The following is a 21,394-nucleotide window of genomic DNA, read 5'->3' on the forward strand; positions in this document are numbered from 1 at the left end:
AGCGAGCGCTACCACCCTTGTCAACCCCTTGTTGGGGGTCTGCGCAATCTGACACCGTGGACCCACGAATCGAGGCAGAAAACACCTGCGCACGACGAAATGGGATGACACGATGACGACGCTCGAAGTGACCAATGATCCAGTTCGCGACTACCTCAATTCCATCGGAAGGACCCGCCTGCTGACGGCGGACGAGGAAGTCGCCCTGGCCAAGCGGATCGAGATCGGCGTGCTCGCCGGCGACCGCCTGGCGACCCGCCCCGGGCTGACCCCGCGGGAGAAGCGCGAACTGCAGTACCTGGCCGACGACGGCAAGCGCGCCTTCGAGCGCTTCATCGAGGCGAACCTCCGCCTGGTCGTCAGCATCGCCAAGCGCTACGCGGGCCGCGGGCTCGCCGTGATGGACCTGATCCAGGAGGGCAACCTCGGCCTGGTGCGCGCGGTCGAGAAGTTCGACTACCGGACGGGCAACAAGTTCTCCACCTACGCCACCTGGTGGATCCGCCAGTCCATCCTGCGCGGCATCGCCGACACCGCCCGCCTGATCCGTATCCCCGTGCACACCGTCGAGAAGATCGACAAGCTGGACCGCATCCGCCGCGACCTCGGCGGAGAGCTCGGCCGCACCCCCACGCTGGAGGAGATGGCGGAGGCCGCCAACCTCACCCCGGCCGAGGTGCACAAGCTGCGCATGAGCGACTCCGAGACCGTGTCGCTGGCCGTGCCGGTCGGCGAGAACGAGGGCGCAGAGCTCGGCGACCTGATCGAGGACGGCGACGCCCCCGGCCCGTCGGAGTCGGTCGAGGTCGAGTTCCGCCACCGCGATCTGGAGGAGCGCCTGCGCGAGCTGCCGCCGCGCGACGCCAAGGTGGTCCGGATGCGCTTCGGGCTCGACGGCCAGAAGCCGATGACCCTCGACGAGGTCGGCGCCGTCTACGGCATCACCCGCGAGCGCGTCCGTCAGCTGGAGACCCGCAGCCTCAAGCGCCTGCGCAGCCCCGAGCTGCTCGAATACCTGCGCTGATCGACCGCCTGCGCCGAGCGTCGCGCAGGACCAAGACCAGGGAACCCCGGGCTCAGCCGAGCTCGGGGTTCTCGTGTTCCGCCACCGCCTGGTCGAACGGGATGTCGCCAGGGCGATCGCCCGGGGCGGCCTCGTCCGCGCCGGCCTCCGCGTCCGCGGGGGCGTCGGCGGTCTCCGCCACAGGCGCCTCCGCCGGTGCGGCGGCGACGAGCGGGTCTTCTGCTTCCGGTGTCATGGTGCGCCTCCCATCCATGATCCCTACCAACGGTAGGCCGGGGCCGGAAGCCGATCAAGAGTCGCCGAGGGTCTCTCAGCGAGTTGGCGGCGCTGCGTGGGCCGCCGCGGCGGGCTCAGCGACCGGGAGGCGTGTCGGCGCTCACCTCGTCGGCGCCGAGCGCGCCGATCTCCTCGGTGAGCTGGAGTCCCTGGGCGCTGTTGGAGGAGAGGGTGAGCTGCTCCAGCCACTGCTTGTTGATTGACGGGTGGCGTCCGCCGCTGTAGCGGAACAGCAGCGGGATGGCCGGGTCGATCCAGATCGCGGAGCGGCCGTCGCCGACGCCCTGCTCGTCGCGCCAGGAGAAGAAGAACCCTTCCTTGCGCCGCAGCTTGAGTCCGACGACGATCTGCAGGTGCGCGAGCACTCTGTCCTCGAAACCGATCTCGGTCGTTCCTCCGTAAACGAGCTTGCCCATGCGAGAACCGTACCCGACGCATAGGAAATGCACGTATTCGGCGCGGGGGATTGTCCGGGCGGCGTTTCCGTGTGCCGGGGAGGGTCCGCGCGCCGGGGGTATGGTCGGGCGGTGGAACCTCGACGCGTGCTCGTGACCGGCGCGACCGGCTACATCGGCGGCCGCCTGGTGCCCCGCCTGCTGGAGCGCGGCTATCGCGTGCGGGTGCTGGTCCGCTCGCCGCTCAAGCTCACCGACGTGCCCTGGGCGCCGGAGGTGGAGGTCGTGAAGGGCGACCTGCACGACCGCGCGTCCGTTGCGGAGGCCGTGCGCGATGTGGACATCGTGTACTACCTCGTGCACTCCATGCGGGCCACCGGCGACTTCGACGAGGAGGAGGCCGACGGCGCCCGCACGGTCGCCGAGACCGCGGCCGAGGCGGGCGTGCGCCGGATCGTCTATCTCGGCGCGCTGCACCCGGACGGCCCGCTCTCGCGGCACCTGCGCTCCCGCGTCGCCGTCGGCCGCATCCTCCTCGACTCCGGGGTGCCGACCGTCGTGCTGCAGGCCGGCGTCGTCATCGGCTCGGGCTCGGCGTCGTTCGAGATGATCCGCCAGCTCACCGACGTGCTCCCGTACATGCCGGCGCCGCGCTGGGTGCGCAACCGCATCCAGCCGATCGCGGTGCGCGACGTGCTGCACTATCTGCTGGCGGCCGCCGAGCTGCCGCCGGAGGTGTCCCGCGCCTTCGACATCGGCGGACCCGACATCCTCCGCTACGGGCAGATGATGAATGGCTACGCGCTGGAGGCGGGCCTCCGGCAGCGCCCGATCGCCTCGCTGCCGGTGTTCACCCCGTGGCTGGCGTCGCAGTGGGTGAACCTGGTCACCCCGATCCCGCGCGCGCTCGCGGTGCCGATCATCGAGTCGCTGCAGTACGACTGCGTGATGCGCGAGCACGACATCGACGCCGTGATCGCCCCGCCGGAGGGCGGCCTCACCGGCTACCGCGCGTCCGTGCGGCTGGCGCTGGCGCGGCTGCGGGCCGGGACGGTGGAGACGAGCTGGCAGGACGCCTCGGTGTCCGGGGCGCCGAGCGATCCGCTGCCGAGCGACCCGGACTGGTCGGGCCACACCGTCTACACCGACGTGCGCGAGCGGACCAGCACGGCGCCGGCCGCGGAGGTCTGGCGCGTCATCGAGGGGATCGGCGGCGACCGCGGCTGGTACTCCTTCCCGCTCGCCTGGGCGCTGCGCGGCTGGCTGGACAAGCTGGCCGGAGGCGTGGGCCTGCGCCGCGGCCGCCGCGACGCCGACCGGCTGCAGACCGGGGACGCGCTCGACTGGTGGCGCGTCGAGCACATCGAACGCGGGTCGGCGCTGCGGCTGCGCGCCGAGATGCGGGTGCCGGGTCTCGCCTGGCTGGAGCTCGGCGTCACCCCCTCCGGCGCAGGCCCGGACGGCGCGGGCTCGCGCTACCGGCAGCGCGCCGTGTTCTTCCCGCACGGGCTCGCCGGCCGGCTCTACTGGCTGGCGATCCTGCCGTTCCACGGCGTCATCTTCGCCGGGATGGCCGAGCGGATCGTCGTGGAGGCCGAGGGGGCGGCGCGCACACCGCCCCCGGAAGGGATCACTCCGGCGGAGCGGTGACCAGTGTCGTCGCGCTCAGGTCGTGCAGGAAGCGCGTGACGATCTCGCGCTCCTCCGGGCTGAGCGCCCGGGCGACCTCGAACCGGCGCGCGTGCTGCATCCCCATCGTGCGGCGCACCTGGCGGTGGGTTTCCGCCGTGATCTCGACGGTGACGGCGCGGCGGTCGGTCGGGTGCGGCTTGCGGACGATGTGCCCGGCGCGCTCCAGGCGGTCGAGCAGCTTGGTGACGGAGGCGGTCGAGATGTGCAGGTGCTCGGCGAGCGCCCCGGCGGTCACCGCGACGTGCGCGTTCGTGGAGGCGATGATGTAGCGCAGCGCCTTCATGTCGGTCTCGTTGAGCTGCATAGCGGTGCGCGACTCGAAGCTGAGGCGCTGCTCGGCCTCCCGCCAGCCGCGGACCGCGTCGAGGACGCCGATGACCTGCTGGAGCTCGTCCTCGCTCAGGTCGTCGTGGCGCACGAGCTCCTGACGCGGGTCGATCACCCGCGGGTCGATCAACGACCCGGAGATCCGCCGGGCCTCCTCCTTCGAACTCATGCGGACATCCTATTGCCCATCGTAAGAAGCGTGCTAAGTTATTTGCTAACCAGGCTAGGTAAAGGAGGTCGGTATGACCCAGCTTCGCCCGGAACTCACGGAGCAGCGCAGCGATGCGGAGGTCTCGGCTTCCGATCCAGTGGAGGACGATCTGCGCTCGGTGGAGCGCGAGTTGTCCGCATTCCTCGGGCAACGCGAACGCGACGCCGCGGCCCACGGGGAGGAGTACACCCGCCTGTGGCAGGCCGTGGGGGAGTCCGCCCGCGGCGGCAAGCGGCTCCGGCCCCGGCTGGTGCTGTCCGCCTTCCACGGCTCGGCCGGCTTCGGGGACCGCGACGCCGAAGACCGTGCCGCAGCGGTCCAGACCGCGCTCGCCTTCGAGCTCCTGCACACCGCCTTCCTGCTGCACGACGACGTGATCGACGGCGACACGGTTCGCCGCGGCCGTCCGAACGTCGCCGGCGAGTTCAGCGCCGACGCCCTGTTCCGGGGAGCCGGGTTCCCCCGCGCCCGGCTCTGGGGCGAGTCGGCGGCCATCCTCGCCGGCGACCTGCTGCTGCACGCCGCCGCACAGCGGATCGCGCGCCTGAGGGTCGCGGAGGCCAACCGCTCCCGGCTGCTCGACCTGATCGACCGGGCCGTCTTCGTCACCGCCGCCGGCGAGCTGGCCGACGTGGGCCTGGCCACCGGGATGTCCGCGAGCGGGTTGCCCGACGTCCTCACGATGACCGCGGACAAGACCGCGGAGTACTCCGTGTCCGGGCCGCTCGCCGCGGGCGCCCTGCTCGCGGGAGCGGGCGACGACGTCGTGGAGCTGCTGACCCGCTACGGCCGGCTGGTGGGCGTCGCCTTCCAGCTCGGAGACGACCTGCTCGGGGTGTACGGGGACGAGTCCGTGACGGGCAAGACGGCGGTCGGCGACCTCCAGCAGGGCAAGGAGACCACACTCATCGCTTTCGCGCGAGGCACGGCGCAATGGCCCGACATCGAGCCGCTGTTCGGCCGGGACGACCTCGGCCCCGCCGACACAGCAGAGCTGGCCGCGGGCCTGGAACGCTGCGGCGCCCGTGCCTTCGCCGAGCGGCTGCTGGCCGACCATGTCACCGCCGCCGTCGCCGCACTCGACTCGCCGCTGCTGCCGTCCGCGCTCGCCGCGACGCTCACCGGCGTCGCCCTCGGCTGCGTCGGGAGGACGGCATGACGCGTACAGAGCCGTCGGCGTCGGAGACCTCCCCCGGGGAGCCCCCCACTCCTCCCTCCGACACCGACCTCGCCCTCTACGGCCGGGCCGCCCATCGCAGCGCGGCCACGATCATCCACGAGTACTCGACCTCGTTCGGGATGGCGACGCGGCTGCTGTCGCCCTCCGTCCGTCCCCGGGTGGAGGACGTCTACGCACTGGTCCGCGTCGCCGACGAGATCGTGGACGGAGCCGCCGCGGAGGCCGGGCTGACCTCCGAGCAGATCCGGGAGGTGCTCGGCGCGCTGGAGGCCGACACCGAGCAGGCGCTGCGCACCGGCTACAGTGCCAACGTCGTCGTGCACGCCTTCGCCCGTTCGGCGCGATCGGCCGGCTTCGGTGCCGAGCTGACCCGGCCGTTCTTCGCCTCCATGCGCCGCGACCTCGATCCGGTCGACTTCTCCGCCGACGAGCTCAGCGCCTACGTCTACGGCTCGGCGGAGGTCGTCGGGTTGATGTGCCTCGCCGTGTTCCTCGCCGACTCGCCCGTGCCGGACCCGACCCGGCGCCGGCTGGAGGCCGGTGCGCGCAGGCTCGGGGCGGCGTTTCAGAAGATCAACTTCCTGCGCGACCTCGCCGTCGACTACGCCGAGCTCGGCCGCAGCTACTTCCCCGGCATCGACCCCGCGCACCTCACCGAGCGGCAGAAGCTGGCTCTTGTCGTGGACATCGACTGCGACCTGGGGGCCGCGGCCGACGCCATCCCGGAGCTGCCGGAGAACTGCCGCCGCGCCATCGCCGCGGCGCACGGGCTGTTCTCCGAGCTGAGCGACCGCATCCGGGCGACGCCGGCGCAGGACCTGCTGGTCCGGCGCGTGCGCGTGCCGAATCCCACGAAGCTCGCGATCCTGCTCCGGGCCTCGACGGGATCCCTGCGGTGACGGAGCGCCGAATGCCCGCCGATCGCTTGAGCGCTGATCGCGTCGTCATCGTCGGGGGCGGGATCGCCGGGCTCGCGACCGCGGCGCTGCTGGCGCACGACGGCCGCAGGGTCACCCTCCTCGAACAGCAGGACGAGCTCGGCGGCCGGGCCGGACTCTGGGAGGCGGACGGCTTCCGCTTCGACACCGGGCCGTCGTGGTACCTGATGCCCGAGGTGTTCGAGCACTTCTTCCGGCTGCTGGGCACGAGCGCCGCCGAACAGCTCGACCTCGTGACGCTCGATCCCGGCTACCGCCTGTTCGCGGAGCAGGGCGGCGCGCCGCTGGACATCCGCGCGGACGGGCGCGCCAACCGCGCGCTGTTCGAGAGCGTGGAGCCGGGCGCGGGGGCCGCGCTCGACCGCTACCTGGCGAGCGCGGCGGAGACCTACCGCCTTGCCGTGGACCGCTTCCTCTACGCGACCTTCGCGACGCCCGGGCCGCTGCTCGACCCGGCCGTGCTGCGCCGCGCCGGGAGGCTGGCGCGGCTCCTGTTCGAGCCGCTGGACCGCTACGCCGCCGGCTTCGTGACGGACACCCGGCTCCGGCAGCTTCTCGGCTACCCGGCGGTGTTCCTCGGCACCTCGCCCGGCCGCGCGCCCAGCATGTACCACCTGATGAGCCACCTCGACCTCGACGACGGGGTCCGTTATCCGCTCGGCGGCTTCACCGAGCTGATCGGCCGGATCGCGGCCCTTGCCGAGGCCGCCGGCGCCGAACTGGTGACCGGCGCGCGGGTGACAGCGATCCGCACCGAGCCCGGACACGGTCGCCGCGGGCGTTCGCGCGCAACCGGCGTCGAGTACGTCGACGCGGCCGGCCGTGCGCAGGTCGCCGAGGCGGACGTCGTGGTCTCGGCCGCCGACCTCCACCACACCGAGACCGACCTGCTGCCGCCGCACCTGCGCACGCCCGAGCGCACCTGGGACCGCCGCGACCCCGGCCCCGGCGCGGTGCTCGCCATGCTCGGCGTCCGCGGCGCCCTCCCCGAGCTCACCCACCACAATCTGTTCTTCACGACCGACTGGGAGGCCGGCTTCGCGCGGATCTACGGCGCGCGGCGCGGCTTCGGCCGGGGCACGGTCATCCCGGACCCGGCCTCGCTGTACGTCTGCATGCCGAGCGCGACCGACCCGGACGTCGCGCCCGCCGGGCACGAGAACCTGTTCGTGCTCGTCCCGGTCGCCGCCGACGTGTCGATCGGCCGCGGCGGCGTGGACGGCGCCGGCGACCGCCTCGTGGAGCGGACGGCCGACGCGGCGGTGGCGCAGGTCGGTGCCTGGGCGGGCATCCCGGACCTCGCCGACCGGATCGTCGTGCGCCGCACGGTCGGCCCCGACGACTTCGCCCAGGGCGTCAACGCCTGGATGGGCGGCGCGCTCGGGCTCGCGCACACCCTCCGGCAGAGCGCGTTCCTCCGGCCGGGGAACGCGTCCAAGCGCGTGGACGGCCTCCTCTACGCCGGATCGTCGACCATCCCGGGGATCGGCCTGCCCATGTGCCTGATCAGCGCCGAGCTCGTCCTCAAGCGTCTCCGCGGCGACGGGACAGCGGCCCCACTGCCGGAGCCGCTGCATCCGGCGAGCACGGGGGAGCGCGTCCCGTGAACCTCGCCTACCTCGCCTGCCTGCTGGTCGCCCTCGGCGCGCTCGTGCTGCTCGACCGGCGCTTCGCCCTGGTCTTCTGGCGCGGAGGGACGGCGCGGCGGGCCGGGCTCGTGCTGGCCGCCGGCCTGGTGTTCTTCCTCGCCTGGGATGTCCTCGGCATCGCGCTCGGCGTCTTCGCGCGCGGCCGGTCGCCGTACATGACCGGGATCGAGCTGGCGCCGCAGCTGCCGCTGGAAGAGCCGGTGTTCCTGGTGTTCCTCTGCTACCTGACGCTCGTCCTGCTGTTCGGGACGCGCGCGGCGCTCGACCGCGGATGGAGGCGCGGATGACCTACCCGCTGCTCAGCGCCGCGTTCCTCGCGCTCACCGCCGCCGTCCTCGTCGCGGGGCTGGTGCGCGCTCCCGACCGTGCCCGGCTCGTCGCGCGCTGGACCGTCCCGGCCGTCGTCACCGGCGTGGTCCTGGTCGTCCTCACCGCCGTCTTCGACAACCTGATGATCGCGGCCGGTCTGATGACCTACGCCTCGGCCGCGATCTCCGGCGTCCATCTCTGGCTGGTCCCGATCGAGGACCTCGCCTATCCCGTCGCCGGGCTGCTGCTTCTGCCCGGGCTCTGGCTGCTGCTGCGTCCGCGACCGGACGACACGACACCCACGCGCGAACGGCCCGCTGACTCCCGCACCCACGAACGGAGCGGCCGATGACCACCGCCGTCGCGCCCTCCGCCGCACGCCAGCTGCTCCTCGCGTCCCGCCCGCTGAGCTGGATCAACACCGCGTTCCCGTTCGCCGCCGCGTACCTGGTGACCACCGGCCGGGTCGACGCCGTGCTGATCGTGGGCACGCTCTACTTCCTCGTCCCGTACAACCTCGCGATGTACGGGGTGAACGACGTGTTCGACTACGAGTCCGACCTGCGCAACCCGCGCAAGGGCGGCGCGGAGGGAGCTCTCCTCGACCGTGGGATGCACCGCCGCACGCTGGTCGCCGCGGCCGTGACCAACGTGCCGTTCCTGGTCTTCCTCGTCGTGGCCGGCTCGCCGCTGTCCTGGCTCGTGCTCGCCGCGAGCGTCTTCGCGGTGCTGGCGTACTCGGTGAAGGGCCTGCGGTTCAAGGAGGTGCCCTTCCTCGACTCGGCCACGTCGAGCTTCCACTTCGTCAGCCCGGCGCTCTACGGCCTCGTCCTCGCCGGAGCCGTCTTCACCCCGGCGCTCTGGCTGCTGCTGCTCGCCTTCTTCCTGTGGGGCGTCGGCAGTCACGCGTTCGGCGCCGTGCAGGACGTCGTTCCCGACCGGGAGGGCGGCATCGCCTCCATCGCGACCGTGCTCGGCGCCGCGCGGACGACCAGGCTCGCGATCCTCGCCTGGGCCGCCGCCGGCGTCGCGATGCTCGGCACGGCGTGGCCCGGCCCGCTCGCCGCCGTGCTCGCCCTCCCGTACATCCTCACCGCGGCGCCGTACTGGTCGGTTCCCGACGAACGCGCGAGCGCCGCCAACCGGGGCTGGCGGCGCTTCCTCTGGATCAACTACGCGTGCGGCTTCGTGGTCACGCTGCTGCTGATCGGTTACGCGCTGGGCTCCCGCTAGGAGTCCTGCCCGCTAGCCGTTCTGCGGCACGAGCTGCTGCAGGCTCCAGCCGTTGCCGTCCGGGTCGGTGAAGAAGACGAAGCGACCCCAGGCCTGCTCGTCCACGCCCTGCGCCTCGATGCCATTGCTGCGCAGGTGCTCGAGGGCGGCGTCGGCGTCCGGGATCACGATCTGCAACCCCTTCATCGTGCCGGGGACCATGTCGGTCAGCCCCTCGCCGAACGCGATCGAGCAGGCGGAGCCGGGAGGCGTCACCTGGACGAACCGGAGCGTGTCCGAGACGCGCTGGTCGAAGTCGCCGTTCCAGCCGAGCGCGTCCACATAGAACGCCTTGGCCCGGTCGACGTCGGTGACGGGGACGATGATGAGCTCGATGCGCCAGTCGCTGATGGTCATGATTCCTGCCCTTCCGGTTGGTGTGACACCAGGCTATGACCGCATCCGGTCACATTCCGTCCTCAATCGAAATCGAGCGAATCCACGGATCCGCCCGCTACTCTCGGGAAGCATGAGTGACAGTCCCGCCGCGCCGAGCGCCTACGAGGTGCTCGGCGTCAGCGCGACCGTCAGCCAGGAGGAGCTGCGTCGCGCCTACCGCCGGCTCGCCCGCCTCACCCACCCGGACACCGGCGGCACCGCCGAGGCGTTCCAGGCCGTGCAGCTGGCGTGGGAGCAGGTCGGCGACCCCGAGGACCGGGCGCGCTACGACCGCGGAGAGTCCCTGGTGGTGGACGCCGTCTCCGGCGAGTCGGGAGGCGGCGGCTTCAGCGCCACCGTCCACCCCACCCGCTCCGCCGGCCGCGGGCCGACCGTCCGCGCCCGCAGCTACGGCCATCCCGGCGGCCGCGCCCGCGAGCGCTTCCTGACCCTGATGCGCGAGTGGATGGGCCGCGGCGCCGACCCCGGCGACCCGTACGACCCCGCACTGGTCCGCTCGGCGCCGCGCGAGATCCGGATGCTGCTGGCGGAGGCGCTCGCCGAGGAGGCGACCGCCCGCGCCGTCTCCGGCCTCGGCATCGGATTCACGATCTGGAACGACGTGGCCGTGCACCCGGCGACCGACGCCAAGCTCGACCACATCGTCCTCGGCCCCGCCGGCCTGTTCGCCATCCGCTCCGCCGACTGGGGCGGCCCGGTCAAGCTGGCGAAGGGTGAGCTGGTGGGCGACGGAATCCACCGCGACGAGGAGCCCTTCCACGAGCTGCACAACGCCGCCAAGAGCTTCGGCCGGCAGGCCGGCGTGCGCTTCACCGGCCTGATCGTGGTGGTCCCGGACGACGCGCTGGCCGTCCCGCTGGACGTCGTGCAGCGCGGCCGGCTGGCCGGGGCGACGGTGGTGCGCAGGTCCCTGCTGCCGAAGAGCCTCCGCGACGGCGCCGACGCGGCAGGCCGCGCGAGCGTCGACCGCGCGTTCGAGCTGCGGCCGCGGCTGCAGGAGGCCGTCCGCTTCGTCTAGACGCCGCGCCCGCTCCGGGGCAGAGTGGGCGGCATGGTCAACGCAATCGACATCTTCAGCGGTTTCAGCGTGAACGACATCGACGCCGCCCGCGACTTCTACCGCGACGCCCTCGGCCTCGACGTGACCGAAGGCCCCGGCGGCAACCTCGACATCGCCCTCCCGGGCGGCGGCCATGTCTTCGTCTACCCGAAGCCCGACCACACCCCGGCGAGCTTCACCATTCTGAACCTCGCGGTGGACGACATCGACGCCGCCGTCGACGACCTGAACGCCAAGGGCGTCGTCACCAAGATCTACGACGACGACGACCTGCACACCGACGAGAAGGGCGTCGCCCGCGGCCGCGCGGCGAACCGCGGGCCTGACATCGCCTGGTTCCGCGACCCCGCGGGCAACGTGATGTCGGTGCTGGCGGGCTAGCCCGTCGCAGGCCGGCGCAGCCGCTCCAGCAGCCCCATCGCGTCGTACGGCGCGCGCACCTTCATGTCGTTGTCGAAGTACGCGTAGACGTCGAGCCCGGCCGCCAGCCGTTCGCGCAGCTCGCCGGCCCAGCGGTCGAGCGCCTCGTCGGTGTACCCGCTCGCGTACAGCTCCTCGTCGCCGTGCAGGCGGACGTAGACGAAGTCGGCCGTGGTCTCGCGCAGCACGGGATACCGTCCCGCCGTGTCCGCGAGCACCACCGCGACGCCGTGCTCGCGGCAGATGCGCGCGAAGGCGGGGTCGGCGAAGCTCGCGTGCCTGGCCTCCACCGCATGCCGGAGCGGGCGGTCGTCCGTTCCGGAGTAGTCCGTCCTGTCCTCCTCCAGCGTCGTGTCCGCCGCCAGCGCCCGTGCCCGCGCCGTCGTCGCCGGCAGCATCCCGAGGAAGGCGTCCAGCGCCTCCGGGTCGAACTGCAGGTTCGGCGGCAGCTGCCAGAGCAGCGGGCCGAGCTTGGGGCCGAGCGTCAGGACGCCGGACGCGAACAGGTTGGCGACCGCCGCCCGCGCGTTCTTCAGACGCAGGATGTGCGTGATGTAGCGGCCGCCCTTGACCGCGAAGACGAAGTCGTCCGGGGTGCCCGCCGCCCAATTGCGATAGCTGGAGGGCTTCTGGAGGGCGTAGAAGCTGCCGTTCAGCTCGATCGAACTCAGCCGCTGGGAGGCGTACTCCAGCTCGGCGCGGTGCGGCAGGCCCTTCGGGTAGAACACGCCGCGCCACGGCGCGTACGTCCACCCGGAGATCCCCACCCGCGCCACCGCCATCAGCGGCCCCGCAGCTGGTCCAGGAGGCGGCGGTCGCGTTTGGTCGGCCGTCCGGCGCCGCGCTCGCGCGTGACGTCCGACGGGGTCTCGGCCTTCGGCGGCGGGGGAGGCGTGCGGTCCTCGAAGCACTCGGCCGCGATCGCCGCACCGACGCGCTTCACGATCAGCCGGCGGGCGATGTAGATCTTCTCGGAGCCGCCGACGTAGGCGCGCACCTCGTCGCCGACCTTCACCTGCTGCGACGGCTTCGCCCGGTCGCCGTTCACCTTCAGGTGCCCTGCCTTGCAGGCGTCGGAGGCTGCCGAGCGCGTCTTGTAGAGCCGCACCGCCCAGGCCCAGGCGTCCACGCGCACCGCGTTCGCGCCGGACGGCGTCGCGGTCATCGCGAGAGCGCGGCCTGCTCCGCCTCCGCCTCCTCGGCGAGCTGCGCCTTCCACTTCACGAGGCTGCGCACCGTCTTGCTGCGGTCGCCCGCCAGCGCCTCCATCACATCGGCCGGCACGTAGTAGTTGACGGCCACCCAGCCGCGCACGGTCTCCGACTTGTCGGTCGCGAGCGAGCGCAGGATGTCGCACGGCGTCGCCTCGTTCTTGGCGACGCAGCCGCGCACACCCTCGTCCGGGTCCTTCGCGAGCGTCTCGAAGAGGTCGAGCGGCGTGTTGTAGCTGGAGGCCACGGCCTCCCGGATCTTCGGGTTCGGGTCCGCCGCCAGCAGCCGCAGCCTCCGCAGCTTGCTCTCGGTCACTTCCGGCGCCGGGTGCAGCGCGGCGGCCTCCTCCGCGGTGAGCATCGCGGGACGGTGCTCGCGCATGGCCTGACGCTGGGCGGGGGTGTTGAAGCGGATGCAGGACATGACTCCACGGTACGCGCTCGATCCATCGAAGGATGGCTGTGACATCGGGAAAGTGAAGGGCCTCCCAGCGTCGCCGGGTTAAGTTGAATACATGGATTCACTGCTCCGACGGCTCGACCGGATCGCGGGCGGACGCCACGCCGGTTACACCGTCCCGGAGGAGGGGCGCGACCACCCGCGGACGCGCCGTGCGTTCGTCGTCATCGCCTGGCTGCTGGTCGCCGAACTCATCGTCGGCACCACCGCCGTCGTCATCGCCTCGGTGCTCACGCTCGACGGTGCCCCCGTCCCGTTCGCGGTCTGGATGCGCTCCGTGGTCGTGCTCGGCATGACCGTCACGCTGTTCTACTTCGCCTGGCGGGCGCAGAAGGGCTACTACTGGGCCTACTCGCGCCTGCGGCTGTTCTCGAAGATCTTCCCGGTCGTCACGCTCGTGATCGCCGCGATCCCGGGCCTCTACCCGTTCTGGATGGTGACGGAGCAGATCGTGTTCAGCCTCATCCTGATCGGCGTGGCCGACTACCTCGACTCCGACCACATGCGGGAGGCCTTCCCGCGCCCGGCGCGCGCCGTCACGACCGCGCCGTGACGGCCTCCCCGCCGCGCCGAGGGAACCACGGAACGACCGGCGACGTGCGGCGCTGGTACTCCGCGTACTCGGGGTAGCGCGAGCGCGAGATGCTCTCGGTGAAGACCGTCGAGCCGATGAAGAGCCCGGTGAGCAGCACCGGCCCGATCACGGTCCACTGCAGCAGCGATCCGGCGGCCGCGCCGCCGAACAGGAACACCACCCACCACTGGGCCTGCTCGCAGAAGAAGTTCGGATGCCGGGAGTAGCGGAACAGCCCGGTCTGCAGGAAACGCGGGCTGGGCTGCTTCCCTGTGGCGACCTCCGCCTTCTTCCAGCGGTGGAAGTCCCACTGCTGCTGGTCGGCGACGGTCTCGCCGGTGAGCAGCACCAGGAACAGCACCGCGAGGGCGACGTCGAAGCCGTTCAGCGGCGTCGGATGCTGAAAGGCTGTCCAGGCCGGGAGCGCGATCAGCAGGAGCAGCACGTTCTGGTAGATCACGATGAAGAACAGGTTGAACAGCGCGAAGGCGCCCCGGCCCATCCGGCCGCGCAGCACCTCCCAGCGGTAGTCCTCGCCGCCCGGCGCATAGCCGCCCTTGCGCGCGAAGTTGAAGGTCAGCCGGGCGCCCCACAGCGTCACGAGCGCCGCCATCAGGTCGAGCCGGGCGTCGTGGAGGCCGGCGGCGATCGCGAACACCCAGACGTAGACGACGGGCACGACGGACCAGATCCGGTCGACCCAGGAGTGCTCGCCCGTGATCAGCGACAGCACCCAGGTCGCGGCGCACACGCCAGCGAGGATCCAGAGACACACGAAGAAGGGCTCCACGACCCACATCCTAGGGTCGTGCTGCGGCCTGGACGGGGCATCCACGGTCAGTAGAGTGGAATCGTGGATGGTGTCGGCGCGGTGAGCTCGCGCGTGTGGACGATCCCGAACGTCCTCAGCTTCTTCCGGCTGGCTCTGGTGCCGGTGTTCCTGGCGTTCGTGATCGCGGGGGAGGACGCGCTCGCCCTCCTGGTCCTCATCGTCTCCAGCGTCACCGACTTCTTGGACGGCTGGCTGGCCAGGAAGCTGAACCAGGTCTCCCGGCTCGGGCAGCTCCTCGACCCCGCCGCAGACCGGCTCTACATCTTCGCCGCCCTCGTCGGCCTCGCCTGGCGGGAGGTCATCCCCTGGTGGCTGGTGGCGGTCATCGTCGCGCGCGACGTCATGCTCGCGGTCCTCGGAGTGATCCTCGCCAACCACGGCTTCGGCCCGCTGCCGGTCCACCATCTCGGCAAGGTCGCCACTTTCTGCCTGTTCTGGGCGCTCCCGCTGCTCATGCTGGGCGAGGCCTTCGACCCGCTCGCGCCGTATTCGCTGCCGCTCGGCTGGGCCTTCGCGCTGTGGGGCGCGTTCCTCTACTGGTGGGCCGGCATCGTCTACATTCGGGAGACCGCACGCGTCATCCGCCTCCCGGCCGATGACAGCGGCCCACATTCCGATAGGCTTGACCACGAGGAGGTTGACGGTGCCTGACGAGAACTACCCTGGATGGGCTTCTGCTGCCGATGACGACGGCCGCGACGCCGAGAACCCCCTGCGCGACGCCGCGACGGGGAACGAGGACACGACCGCGCGCTTCGGCGAGGAGTTCATCTCCAAGATGTTCCCCATGGACGGCGAGATCAGCCCAGAGGAGCAGGAGGCGATCGCGGCGCTGCCGTCTGGATCGGCGCTGCTCATCGTGCGGCGCGGTCCCAACACCGGCGCGCGGTTCCTCCTCGACGCCGATGTGACGAGCGCCGGCCGTCACCCGAACGCCGACATCTTCCTCGACGATGTGACCGTCTCGCGCCGGCACGCCGAGTTCACGCGCCGCGGCACGGCCTTCGAGGTCCGCGACCTCGGGTCGCTCAACGGCACGTACTACGACGGCGTCCGCATCGAGAGCGCGCTGCTCAGCGACTCGTCCGAAGTGCAGATCGGCAAGTTCCGGCTCACGTTCTACGCCTCGCGCCAGGACCTCGCCGCCGCGGCGAAGAACTAGCCAGTGGCCCGGCAAGCAGCGAGGGCGCAGGCCGCCTCGCCTGCTCTGCTCTCCATCGGCCAGGTGCTCGCACGGTTGACGCCGGAGTTCCCGGACCTGTCGTCGTCCAAGCTGCGCTTCCTCGAGGAGCGCGGGCTCATCACTCCGTCGCGCACGGCCTCCGGCTACCGCAAGTTCTCGCCGGCGGACGTCGAGCGGCTGCACACGGTGCTGGCGATGCAGCGGGACAACTACCTCCCGCTGAAAGTCATCAAGAAGTACCTCGCCGCCCTCGACGCGGGGGAGAACCCGCCGCTGCCCGGCGGAGCCCGCGAGGGCTCGGCGTCGATGCTTCCGGCGGGCCGCCGCTTCCACCGGGATGAACTGCTCCGCGAGGCGGGCGCGACCCCCGAACTGCTGCAGGAGGCCGTCAGCGCGTCGCTGATCGTGCCCGCCGAGGTCTACGGCGAGGACACTCTGACCGTGCTCCGCGCCCTCGCCGAGCTGTCCCGCACGGGCATCGGGCCGCGCCACCTGCGCGGTTTCCGCGCCGCGGCCGAGCGCGAGATCGGGCTGATCGAGACCGCGCTGGTGCCGCTCGCGCGTCGCAAGGACGTGACGGCCGGGCCGCAGACCGCCGAGCTGGCGCGGGAGATCGCCGGGCAGCTCGACGTGGTCCGCGGCAGCATCATCCGCACAGCGCTCACGCGCCTCCAGCCCTGACCGGCTCGACACGCCGAGGGCGTTTTCCGGATGTCGTTGCCCGGCGACCGGGGGATGGGTACCGTGGTTGAAGCGCCTCATCACGAAGCGCACGATCCGTCAACCGAGGGGCAGTCATCATGAGCGAACTGAGTCGTGACAACGACGCCGCCCGGTACGACCTGGGCCTGTTGTTCACCGACGGCCTGCCCGAGATGGACGACGCCAACGGCTACCGCGGCGCTGTCGCGGCCCGCGCGGCCGGCATCTCCTACCGCCAGCTCGACTACTGGGCCCGCACCGGGCTCGTGGAGCCCACGGTCCGCGGTGCGGCCGGCTCCGGCTCGCAGCGCCTGTACGGCTTCCGCGACATCCTCGTGCTCAAGCTGGTCAAGCGCCTCCTCGACACCGGCATCTCGCTCCAGCAGATCCGCACCGCGGTCAACCAGCTCCGCGAGGCGGGCGTCAACGACCTGGCGCAGACCACGCTGATGAGCGACGGCGCGAGCGTCTACCTGTGCACGTCCAACGACGAGGTCATCGACCTGGTCAGCCGCGGCCAGGGCGTCTTCGGCATCGCCGTCGGCAAGGTCCTCCGCGAGGTCGAGTCCTCCCTCGTCGAGCTCGACACGGCCGGCGACGACCTCGACGAGCTGGCGGCCCGCCGGGCTGCGAAGTCCAAGGCCTCCTGAGCGGTCTTCCGTAACTCCGGAGATCTGGGTCGTTCTGGGCCAAAATCCGTGGGAACGGACATTTTCCGGGATGGTAGCGACTTCTTTCCGGATTTAGTCGCGTGGACGGTAACTCCGGAGGTCTGACGCGACACGCCCTCGGGAAGTCCGTTACTCCGGAGAACCCGGGCGCGTTCTCATAGTTTTCCGGAGTTACGGAAGAGGAGGGGCGGGATTCGGGTCTAGTTGCCCGCGACCGCGTACTCGCCGATCTTCGCGGTGCGGAGCACGCGCTCCAGCAGCATGTCGAAGTTGTGCGCCATCTCCTGGGCGCTCTCGCCCGGCCAGACGTGCAGCGGCTTCGCAGCGCCCTGGGCCTGCTGCAGCGAGGTGCGCTCGGGCAGCTGGGGCGAGAGCACCAGCGGGCCGAACATGTCGCGCAGCTCCTTGATGCGGAACTGGTGCTCCAGCGACTGCACGCGGGCGCGGTTCACGATGATGCCGAGCGGCTGGAGGCGCGGCGAGAGGCCGCGGCGGATCTCCTCGATCGCGCGCAGCGCGCGGTCGGCCGCGGCCACCGAGAACAGGCCGGGCTCGGTCACGACGGCCACGCGGTCGCTGGCCGCCCAGGCGGTGCGGGTGAGCGCGTTGAGCGACGGGGCGCAGTCGATCAGGACGAGGTCGTAGTCGTGCTCGACGTTGGCCAGCGCCTCCTCGAGCTTCCAGATGTCGCGGATGCTCGGGTGCGGGCCGTCGAAGTTGATCGCCGACGGGCTCCCGATCATGACGTCGACCTTGCCCGGGCGTCCCCTCGTCCAGCCGGAGGGCGCGATCGCCGCGCGGACGATCTTCTCCTTGGGGGACGCGAGCACGTCCGCGACGTTCAGATGACCGGCGACCTGGATGTCCATGCCGGTCGAGACGTCGGACTGCGGGTCGAGGTCGACGACCAGCGTACGGAGCCCTTTCGCGAACGCCGCCGAGGCCAGACCAAGTGTCACCGTGGTCTTTCCGACACCGCCCTTGAGGGAACTAACGCTGAGTACGTGCACGACAGCCACGTTACCTTCACTAGTCTTGGAGTACCTAACCGTTTGCTGTGTGGTGCCGACCCCTGCTCGAAAGGTCCCCATGTTCCGTAAGATCCTCGTTGCCAACCGCGGTGAAATCGCCATCAGGGCCTTCCGCGCCGCCTACGAACTGGGCGCCGCCACGGTCGCCGTCTTCCCCTACGAAGACCGCAACTCGATGCACCGGCTGAAGGCGGACGAGGCCTACCAGATCGGGGAGCCGGGCCACCCGGTGCGCGCCTACCTGGATGTCCAGGAGATCATCAGGGTCGCCCAGGAGTCCGGCGCCGACGCGATCTACCCGGGCTACGGCTTCCTCTCCGAGAACCCGGAGCTCGCCGAGGCCGCCCGAGCCGCGGGCATCGCGTTCATCGGCCCGCGCGCCGAAGTGCTCGAGATGGCCGGCAACAAGGTGACGGCGAAGGAGCACGCGATCGCCGCGGGCGTCCCCGTCCTCAAGTCCACTCCGCCGTCGCGCGACATCGAGGAGCTGCTGGCCGGCGCCGACGCCATCGGCTTCCCGATCTTCGCCAAGGCGGTCGCCGGCGGCGGCGGCCGCGGCATGCGCCGGGTCGCCCGCAAGGAGGACCTGCGCGCGGCGCTCGAGGAGGCCATGCGCGAAGCCGACAGCGCGTTCGGCGACCCGACCATGTTCCTGGAGCAGGCCGTCCTGCGGCCCCGCCACATCGAGGTGCAGATCCTCGCGGACGGCCAGGGCGACACCATCCACCTGTTCGAGCGCGACTGCTCGGTGCAGCGCCGCCACCAGAAGGTGGTCGAGATCGCGCCGGCTCCGAACCTGTCGGACGAGATCCGCCAGTCGCTCTACCGCGACGCCATCGCCTTCGCGAAGTCGATCGGCTACGAGAACGCGGGAACGGTCGAGTTCCTCCTCGACACCGCGGGCGACCGTGCGGGTGAGCACGTCTTCATCGAGATGAACCCGCGCATCCAGGTGGAGCACACGGTCACCGAGGAGATCACCGACGTCGACCTGGTGCAGTCGCAGATCCGCATCGCGGCGGGGGAGACCCTCGCCGACCTCGGCCTCAGCCAGGACTCGGTGCAGATGCGCGGCGCCGCCCTCCAGTGCCGCATCACCACCGAGGACCCGACCGCCGGCTTCCGCCCCGACACCGGCAAGATCACGACCTACCGCTCGCCGGGCGGCGCCGGCATCCGCCTGGACGGCGGCACGATCAACCCGGGCGCCCAGATCAGCCCGCACTTCGACTCGATGCTGGCCAAGCTCATCACGCGCGGCCGCGACTTCCCGGCCGCTGTGCTGCGCGCGCGGCGCGCGCTGGCCGAGTTCCGCGTCCGCGGCGTCGCCACGAACATCCCGTTCCTGCAGGCGGTCATGGAGGACCCGGACTTCATCGCCGGAAACGTCTCCACCTCCTTCATCGAGGAGCGGCCGGAGCTGTTCAAGGGCCGGGAGTCCAAGGACCGCGGCACCAAGGTGCTCAACTGGCTGGCCGACGTGACCGTCAACCAGCCGAACGGCCCGCGCCCCGAGGTCGCCGACCCGGTGGAGAAGCTCCCGCACCTCGACCTGAGCGTCCCCGCTCCGGCCGGCTCGCGGCAGAAGCTCCTCGAGCTCGGCCCGAAGGGCTTCGCCGACGCGCTGCGCGCCCAGACCGCCCTCGCGGTCACTGAGACCACCTTCCGCGACGCGCACCAGTCGCTGCTCGCGACGCGCGTGCGCACCAAGGACCTCCTCGCCGTCGCGCCCTACGTCGCCCGGCTCACCCCCGAGCTGCTCTCGGTGGAGGCCTGGGGAGGCGCGACCTACGACGTCGCGCTGCGCTTCCTGGGCGAGGACCCGTGGGAGCGGCTCGCCGCCCTGCGCGAGGCGCTGCCGAACATCAACATCCAGATGCTGCTGCGCGGCCGCAACACGGTCGGCTACACGCCGTACCCGACGCAGGTGACCGACGCGTTCGTGCGCGAGGCCGCCGCGACCGGTGTGGACATCTTCCGCATCTTCGACGCCCTCAACGACGTGTCGCAGATGCGCCCCGCCATCGAGTCGGTGCTCGCCACCGGCAGCTCCATCGCGGAGGTCGCGGTCTGCTATACCGCCGACCTGCTCGACCCGGCCGAGGAGCTCTACACCCTCGACTACTACCTGCGCCTCGCGGAGCAGATCGTGGAGTCCGGCGCGCACATCCTCGCGATCAAGGACATGGCCGGTCTGCTGCGCCCGGCCGCCGCCGAGAAGCTGGTTGGCGCGTTCCGCGAGCGGTTCGACCTCCCGGTCCACGTGCACACCCACGACACCCCGGGTGGCCAGCTCGCGACGCTGCTCGCGGCCTCGCGCGCGGGCGCCGACGCGGTCGACGTGGCAAGCGCCCCGATGGCGGGCACCACCAGCCAGCCGAGCGCCTCCGCCCTCGTCGCTGCCCTGGCCCACACCGAGCGCGACACCGGCATCTCGCTGAGCGCGGTCGAGGACCTCGAGCCGTACTGGGAGGCCGTGCGCCAGGTCTACCGCCCGTTCGAGTCGGGCCTGCCCGGCCCCACGGGACGCGTGTACAAGCACGAGATCCCCGGAGGCCAGCTCTCCAACCTGCGCCAGCAGGCCAAGGCGCTGGGCCTCGCGGAGGACTTCGAGCTGGTCGAGGACATGTACGCCGCGGCCAACCGGATCCTGGGCCGCATCCCCAAGGTCACGCCGTCCTCCAAGGTCGTCGGCGACCTCGCCCTGCACCTGGCGGCGGTCCGCGCCGACCCGGACGACTTCGCCGAGAACCCCCAGAACTACGACATCCCGGACTCGGTCGTCGGCTTCATGGCCGGCGAGCTGGGCGAGCTCCCGGGCGGCTGGCCGGAGCCGTTCCGCACCAAGGTGCTCGCGGGCAAGACCGTCAAGGTCGGGGTCGAAGACCTCTCCGCCGCCGACGCGCAGGCTCTGGAAGGCTCCAGCGCCGAGCGCCGGTCGACGCTCAACCGGCTGCTCTTCCCCGGCCCGACCCGCATCCAGGAGCAGATGCGCGAGCTGTTCGGCGACCTCTCGGTGGTCGACTCGGTGGACTACCTCTACGGACTGGCGTCCGGCGAGGAGCACGTCATCGAGTTCAGCAAGGGCGTGCGGCTCTACATCGGGCTGGAGGCCATCGGCGAGGCCGACGAGAAGGGCATGCGCACCGTCATGACCACGCTCAACGGCCAGCTCCGGCCGGTGTTCGTGCGCGACCGCGGCATCGTGGTCGAGACGAAGGCCGCCGAGAAGGCCGACTCCGCGAAGCCCGGCCAGGTGGCCGCGCCGTTCTCGGGTGTGGTGACCCTGCAGGTGGTTCCCGGCGACGTCGTCTCCGCGGGCCAGGCCGTCGCGTCGATCGAGGCCATGAAGATGGAGGCCGCGATCACGGCGCCCATCGCCGGCACGATCGAGCGCCTCGCCATCCCGAAGACCCAGCAGGTGGACGCCGGCGACCTCCTGGTCGTCATCACGCCCGCCTGACCGGCTCCCTCCGCAGCGCTCTCCGCACCGGCGGGGAGCGCTGCGGCGCGTGTGCTGGACGGCGGCCCCCGCAGGGCGTTTGCTGTCAGTGCGGGCGGGCGGCCCGATAAACTGT

25 protein-coding genes are annotated in these 21,394 nt (G+C 71.5%); 16 read left to right on the forward strand and 9 right to left on the reverse strand.

Going from position 1 to position 21,394, the window contains the following annotated elements; all coding sequences use genetic code 11:
• Positions 1–112: 112 nt before the first annotated feature.
• Positions 113–1,024, forward strand: coding sequence for a sigma-70 family RNA polymerase sigma factor (locus F1C12_RS01145; RefSeq protein WP_185277055.1), 912 nt, complete (start codon positions 113–115; stop codon positions 1,022–1,024).
• A gap of 52 nt (positions 1,025–1,076) precedes the next feature.
• On the opposite strand, the gene F1C12_RS01150 is transcribed toward F1C12_RS01145, so the two are convergent.
• The gene (locus tag F1C12_RS01150) at positions 1,077–1,259 is read right to left on the reverse strand and encodes a hypothetical protein (protein ID WP_185277056.1); all 183 of its coding nucleotides are present in this window, start codon (positions 1,257–1,259) and stop codon (positions 1,077–1,079) included.
• A 115-nt stretch (positions 1,260–1,374) separates the two neighbouring features.
• Positions 1,375–1,716 (reverse strand): DUF7882 family protein, encoded by a 342-nt coding sequence (locus F1C12_RS01155; protein WP_185277057.1) that lies wholly within the window; start codon positions 1,714–1,716, stop codon positions 1,375–1,377.
• Between the two features lie 111 nt (positions 1,717–1,827).
• On the opposite strand from F1C12_RS01155, the gene F1C12_RS01160 reads away from it, so the two are divergent.
• Complete coding sequence (locus F1C12_RS01160; RefSeq protein ID WP_258046068.1) at positions 1,828–3,345, forward strand: SDR family oxidoreductase; 1,518 nt, start codon at positions 1,828–1,830, stop codon at positions 3,343–3,345.
• Here the strand turns inward: F1C12_RS01160 and F1C12_RS01165 are convergent.
• Positions 3,326–3,883, reverse strand: coding sequence for a MarR family winged helix-turn-helix transcriptional regulator (locus tag F1C12_RS01165; RefSeq protein ID WP_185277059.1), 558 nt, complete (start codon positions 3,881–3,883; stop codon positions 3,326–3,328). The two genes, F1C12_RS01160 and F1C12_RS01165, sit on opposite strands and share 20 nt — an antisense overlap.
• Positions 3,884–3,956: 73 nt before the next feature.
• On the opposite strand from F1C12_RS01165, the gene F1C12_RS01170 reads away from it, so the two are divergent.
• From F1C12_RS01170 to F1C12_RS01195, 6 genes are read left to right on the forward strand one after another with little or no spacing between them, the layout of a single operon-like run.
• Positions 3,957–5,084 (forward strand): polyprenyl synthetase family protein, encoded by a 1,128-nt coding sequence (locus F1C12_RS01170; protein WP_185277060.1) that lies wholly within the window; start codon positions 3,957–3,959, stop codon positions 5,082–5,084.
• Positions 5,081–6,004, forward strand: coding sequence for a phytoene/squalene synthase family protein (locus tag F1C12_RS01175; RefSeq protein ID WP_185277061.1), 924 nt, complete (start codon positions 5,081–5,083; stop codon positions 6,002–6,004). The genes F1C12_RS01170 and F1C12_RS01175 overlap by 4 nt, the downstream gene beginning before the upstream one ends.
• An 11-nt stretch (positions 6,005–6,015) precedes the next feature.
• Positions 6,016–7,650, forward strand: coding sequence for a phytoene desaturase family protein (gene crtI / locus F1C12_RS01180; RefSeq protein WP_185277062.1), 1,635 nt, complete (start codon positions 6,016–6,018; stop codon positions 7,648–7,650).
• Positions 7,647–7,979, forward strand: coding sequence for a lycopene cyclase domain-containing protein (locus tag F1C12_RS01185; protein ID WP_185277063.1), 333 nt, complete (start codon positions 7,647–7,649; stop codon positions 7,977–7,979). The genes crtI and F1C12_RS01185 overlap by 4 nt, the downstream gene beginning before the upstream one ends.
• Entirely contained in the window at positions 7,976–8,353 is a 378-nt protein-coding gene (locus tag F1C12_RS01190) for a lycopene cyclase domain-containing protein (protein WP_185277064.1), read from the forward strand. The genes F1C12_RS01185 and F1C12_RS01190 overlap by 4 nt, the downstream gene beginning before the upstream one ends.
• Positions 8,350–9,234 (forward strand): prenyltransferase, encoded by an 885-nt coding sequence (locus tag F1C12_RS01195; RefSeq protein WP_185277065.1) that lies wholly within the window; start codon positions 8,350–8,352, stop codon positions 9,232–9,234. Before F1C12_RS01190 ends, F1C12_RS01195 begins: the two co-directional genes overlap by 4 nt.
• A gap of 12 nt (positions 9,235–9,246) precedes the next feature.
• On the opposite strand, the gene F1C12_RS01200 is transcribed toward F1C12_RS01195, so the two are convergent.
• Positions 9,247–9,630, reverse strand: a complete 384-nt coding sequence (locus F1C12_RS01200; protein WP_185277066.1) for a glyoxalase superfamily protein — start codon at positions 9,628–9,630, stop codon at positions 9,247–9,249.
• 112 nt (positions 9,631–9,742) lie between these two features.
• Here F1C12_RS01200 and F1C12_RS01205 point away from each other — a divergent pair, with 112 nt between their 5' ends.
• Together F1C12_RS01205 and F1C12_RS01210 are read left to right on the forward strand one after the other, a co-directional pair.
• On the forward strand, positions 9,743–10,690 hold the full coding sequence (locus F1C12_RS01205) for a nuclease-related domain-containing protein (RefSeq protein WP_185277067.1): 948 nt from the start codon (positions 9,743–9,745) through the stop codon (positions 10,688–10,690).
• Between the two features lie 33 nt (positions 10,691–10,723).
• Positions 10,724–11,113: a VOC family protein gene (locus F1C12_RS01210; protein WP_185277068.1), complete on the forward strand. Its 390-nt coding sequence runs from the start codon at positions 10,724–10,726 to the stop codon at positions 11,111–11,113.
• Here the strand turns inward: F1C12_RS01210 and F1C12_RS01215 are convergent.
• The 3 genes from F1C12_RS01215 to F1C12_RS01225 are packed head-to-tail and all read right to left on the reverse strand — an operon-like array spanning position 11,110 to position 12,787.
• A complete protein-coding gene (locus F1C12_RS01215) occupies positions 11,110–11,934 on the reverse strand; it encodes a DUF72 domain-containing protein (protein ID WP_185277069.1) in 825 nt (274 codons plus the stop codon). The two genes, F1C12_RS01210 and F1C12_RS01215, sit on opposite strands and share 4 nt — an antisense overlap.
• On the reverse strand, positions 11,934–12,317 hold the full coding sequence (locus tag F1C12_RS01220) for an RNA-binding S4 domain-containing protein (RefSeq protein ID WP_185277070.1): 384 nt from the start codon (positions 12,315–12,317) through the stop codon (positions 11,934–11,936). The genes F1C12_RS01215 and F1C12_RS01220 overlap by 1 nt, the downstream gene beginning before the upstream one ends.
• A complete protein-coding gene (locus F1C12_RS01225) occupies positions 12,314–12,787 on the reverse strand; it encodes a hypothetical protein (protein ID WP_185277071.1) in 474 nt (157 codons plus the stop codon). The genes F1C12_RS01220 and F1C12_RS01225 overlap by 4 nt, the downstream gene beginning before the upstream one ends.
• A 91-nt stretch (positions 12,788–12,878) precedes the next feature.
• On the opposite strand from F1C12_RS01225, the gene F1C12_RS01230 reads away from it, so the two are divergent.
• On the forward strand, positions 12,879–13,376 hold the full coding sequence (locus F1C12_RS01230; protein WP_185277072.1) for a hypothetical protein: 498 nt from the start codon (positions 12,879–12,881) through the stop codon (positions 13,374–13,376).
• On the opposite strand, the gene F1C12_RS01235 is transcribed toward F1C12_RS01230, so the two are convergent.
• Positions 13,360–14,187 (reverse strand): DUF1295 domain-containing protein, encoded by an 828-nt coding sequence (locus F1C12_RS01235; protein WP_185277073.1) that lies wholly within the window; start codon positions 14,185–14,187, stop codon positions 13,360–13,362. The genes F1C12_RS01230 and F1C12_RS01235 overlap by 17 nt on opposite strands.
• Positions 14,188–14,250: 63 nt before the next feature.
• Between F1C12_RS01235 and F1C12_RS01240 the strand changes: the two genes are divergently transcribed.
• The 4 genes from F1C12_RS01240 (at position 14,251) to F1C12_RS01255 (ending at position 16,764) form a co-directional block, all read left to right on the forward strand.
• A complete protein-coding gene (locus F1C12_RS01240; RefSeq protein WP_185277074.1) occupies positions 14,251–14,880 on the forward strand; it encodes a CDP-alcohol phosphatidyltransferase family protein in 630 nt (209 codons plus the stop codon).
• 61 nt (positions 14,881–14,941) lie between these two features.
• Positions 14,942–15,391, forward strand: a complete 450-nt coding sequence (locus F1C12_RS01245) for an FHA domain-containing protein (protein ID WP_179609324.1) — start codon at positions 14,942–14,944, stop codon at positions 15,389–15,391.
• 3 nt (positions 15,392–15,394) lie between these two features.
• Positions 15,395–16,093, forward strand: a complete 699-nt coding sequence (ftsR, locus tag F1C12_RS01250; protein WP_185277075.1) for a transcriptional regulator FtsR — start codon at positions 15,395–15,397, stop codon at positions 16,091–16,093.
• A 119-nt stretch (positions 16,094–16,212) separates the two neighbouring features.
• On the forward strand, positions 16,213–16,764 hold the full coding sequence (locus F1C12_RS01255; RefSeq protein WP_185277076.1) for a MerR family transcriptional regulator: 552 nt from the start codon (positions 16,213–16,215) through the stop codon (positions 16,762–16,764).
• Between the two features lie 221 nt (positions 16,765–16,985).
• Here F1C12_RS01255 and F1C12_RS01260 read toward each other — a convergent pair whose 3' ends face one another.
• The gene (locus tag F1C12_RS01260) at positions 16,986–17,804 is read right to left on the reverse strand and encodes a ParA family protein (protein WP_185277077.1); all 819 of its coding nucleotides are present in this window, start codon (positions 17,802–17,804) and stop codon (positions 16,986–16,988) included.
• Positions 17,805–17,874: 70 nt separating this feature from the next.
• On the opposite strand from F1C12_RS01260, the gene F1C12_RS01265 reads away from it, so the two are divergent.
• The gene (locus F1C12_RS01265) at positions 17,875–21,279 is read left to right on the forward strand and encodes a pyruvate carboxylase (RefSeq protein WP_185277078.1); all 3,405 of its coding nucleotides are present in this window, start codon (positions 17,875–17,877) and stop codon (positions 21,277–21,279) included.
• The last annotated feature ends 115 nt before the right edge of the window (positions 21,280–21,394 follow it).

Source organism: Leifsonia shinshuensis (assembly GCF_014217625.1).
GTDB lineage: Bacteria > Actinomycetota > Actinomycetes > Actinomycetales > Microbacteriaceae > Leifsonia > Leifsonia shinshuensis_A.

Bases quoted from the DNA above. Each gene is read 5' to 3' on its own strand.
- F1C12_RS01145 (WP_185277055.1), top strand. From the start codon at position 113: ATGACGACGCTCGAAGTGACCAATGATCCAGTTCGCGACTACCTCAAT.
- F1C12_RS01150 (WP_185277056.1), bottom strand. From the start codon at position 1,259: ATGACACCGGAAGCAGAAGACCCGCTCGTCGCCGCCGCACCGGCGGAG.
- F1C12_RS01155 (WP_185277057.1), bottom strand. From the start codon at position 1,716: ATGGGCAAGCTCGTTTACGGAGGAACGACCGAGATCGGTTTCGAGGAC.
- F1C12_RS01165 (WP_185277059.1), bottom strand. From the start codon at position 3,883: ATGAGTTCGAAGGAGGAGGCCCGGCGGATCTCCGGGTCGTTGATCGAC.
- F1C12_RS01170 (WP_185277060.1), top strand. From the start codon at position 3,957: ATGACCCAGCTTCGCCCGGAACTCACGGAGCAGCGCAGCGATGCGGAG.
- F1C12_RS01175 (WP_185277061.1), top strand. From the start codon at position 5,081: ATGACGCGTACAGAGCCGTCGGCGTCGGAGACCTCCCCCGGGGAGCCC.
- crtI (WP_185277062.1), top strand. From the start codon at position 6,016: ATGCCCGCCGATCGCTTGAGCGCTGATCGCGTCGTCATCGTCGGGGGC.
- F1C12_RS01190 (WP_185277064.1), top strand. From the start codon at position 7,976: ATGACCTACCCGCTGCTCAGCGCCGCGTTCCTCGCGCTCACCGCCGCC.
- F1C12_RS01195 (WP_185277065.1), top strand. From the start codon at position 8,350: ATGACCACCGCCGTCGCGCCCTCCGCCGCACGCCAGCTGCTCCTCGCG.
- F1C12_RS01200 (WP_185277066.1), bottom strand. From the start codon at position 9,630: ATGACCATCAGCGACTGGCGCATCGAGCTCATCATCGTCCCCGTCACC.
- F1C12_RS01205 (WP_185277067.1), top strand. From the start codon at position 9,743: ATGAGTGACAGTCCCGCCGCGCCGAGCGCCTACGAGGTGCTCGGCGTC.
- F1C12_RS01210 (WP_185277068.1), top strand. From the start codon at position 10,724: ATGGTCAACGCAATCGACATCTTCAGCGGTTTCAGCGTGAACGACATC.
- F1C12_RS01215 (WP_185277069.1), bottom strand. From the start codon at position 11,934: ATGGCGGTGGCGCGGGTGGGGATCTCCGGGTGGACGTACGCGCCGTGG.
- F1C12_RS01220 (WP_185277070.1), bottom strand. From the start codon at position 12,317: ATGACCGCGACGCCGTCCGGCGCGAACGCGGTGCGCGTGGACGCCTGG.
- F1C12_RS01225 (WP_185277071.1), bottom strand. From the start codon at position 12,787: ATGTCCTGCATCCGCTTCAACACCCCCGCCCAGCGTCAGGCCATGCGC.
- F1C12_RS01230 (WP_185277072.1), top strand. From the start codon at position 12,879: ATGGATTCACTGCTCCGACGGCTCGACCGGATCGCGGGCGGACGCCAC.
- F1C12_RS01255 (WP_185277076.1), top strand. From the start codon at position 16,213: ATGAGCGAACTGAGTCGTGACAACGACGCCGCCCGGTACGACCTGGGC.
- F1C12_RS01265 (WP_185277078.1), top strand. From the start codon at position 17,875: ATGTTCCGTAAGATCCTCGTTGCCAACCGCGGTGAAATCGCCATCAGG.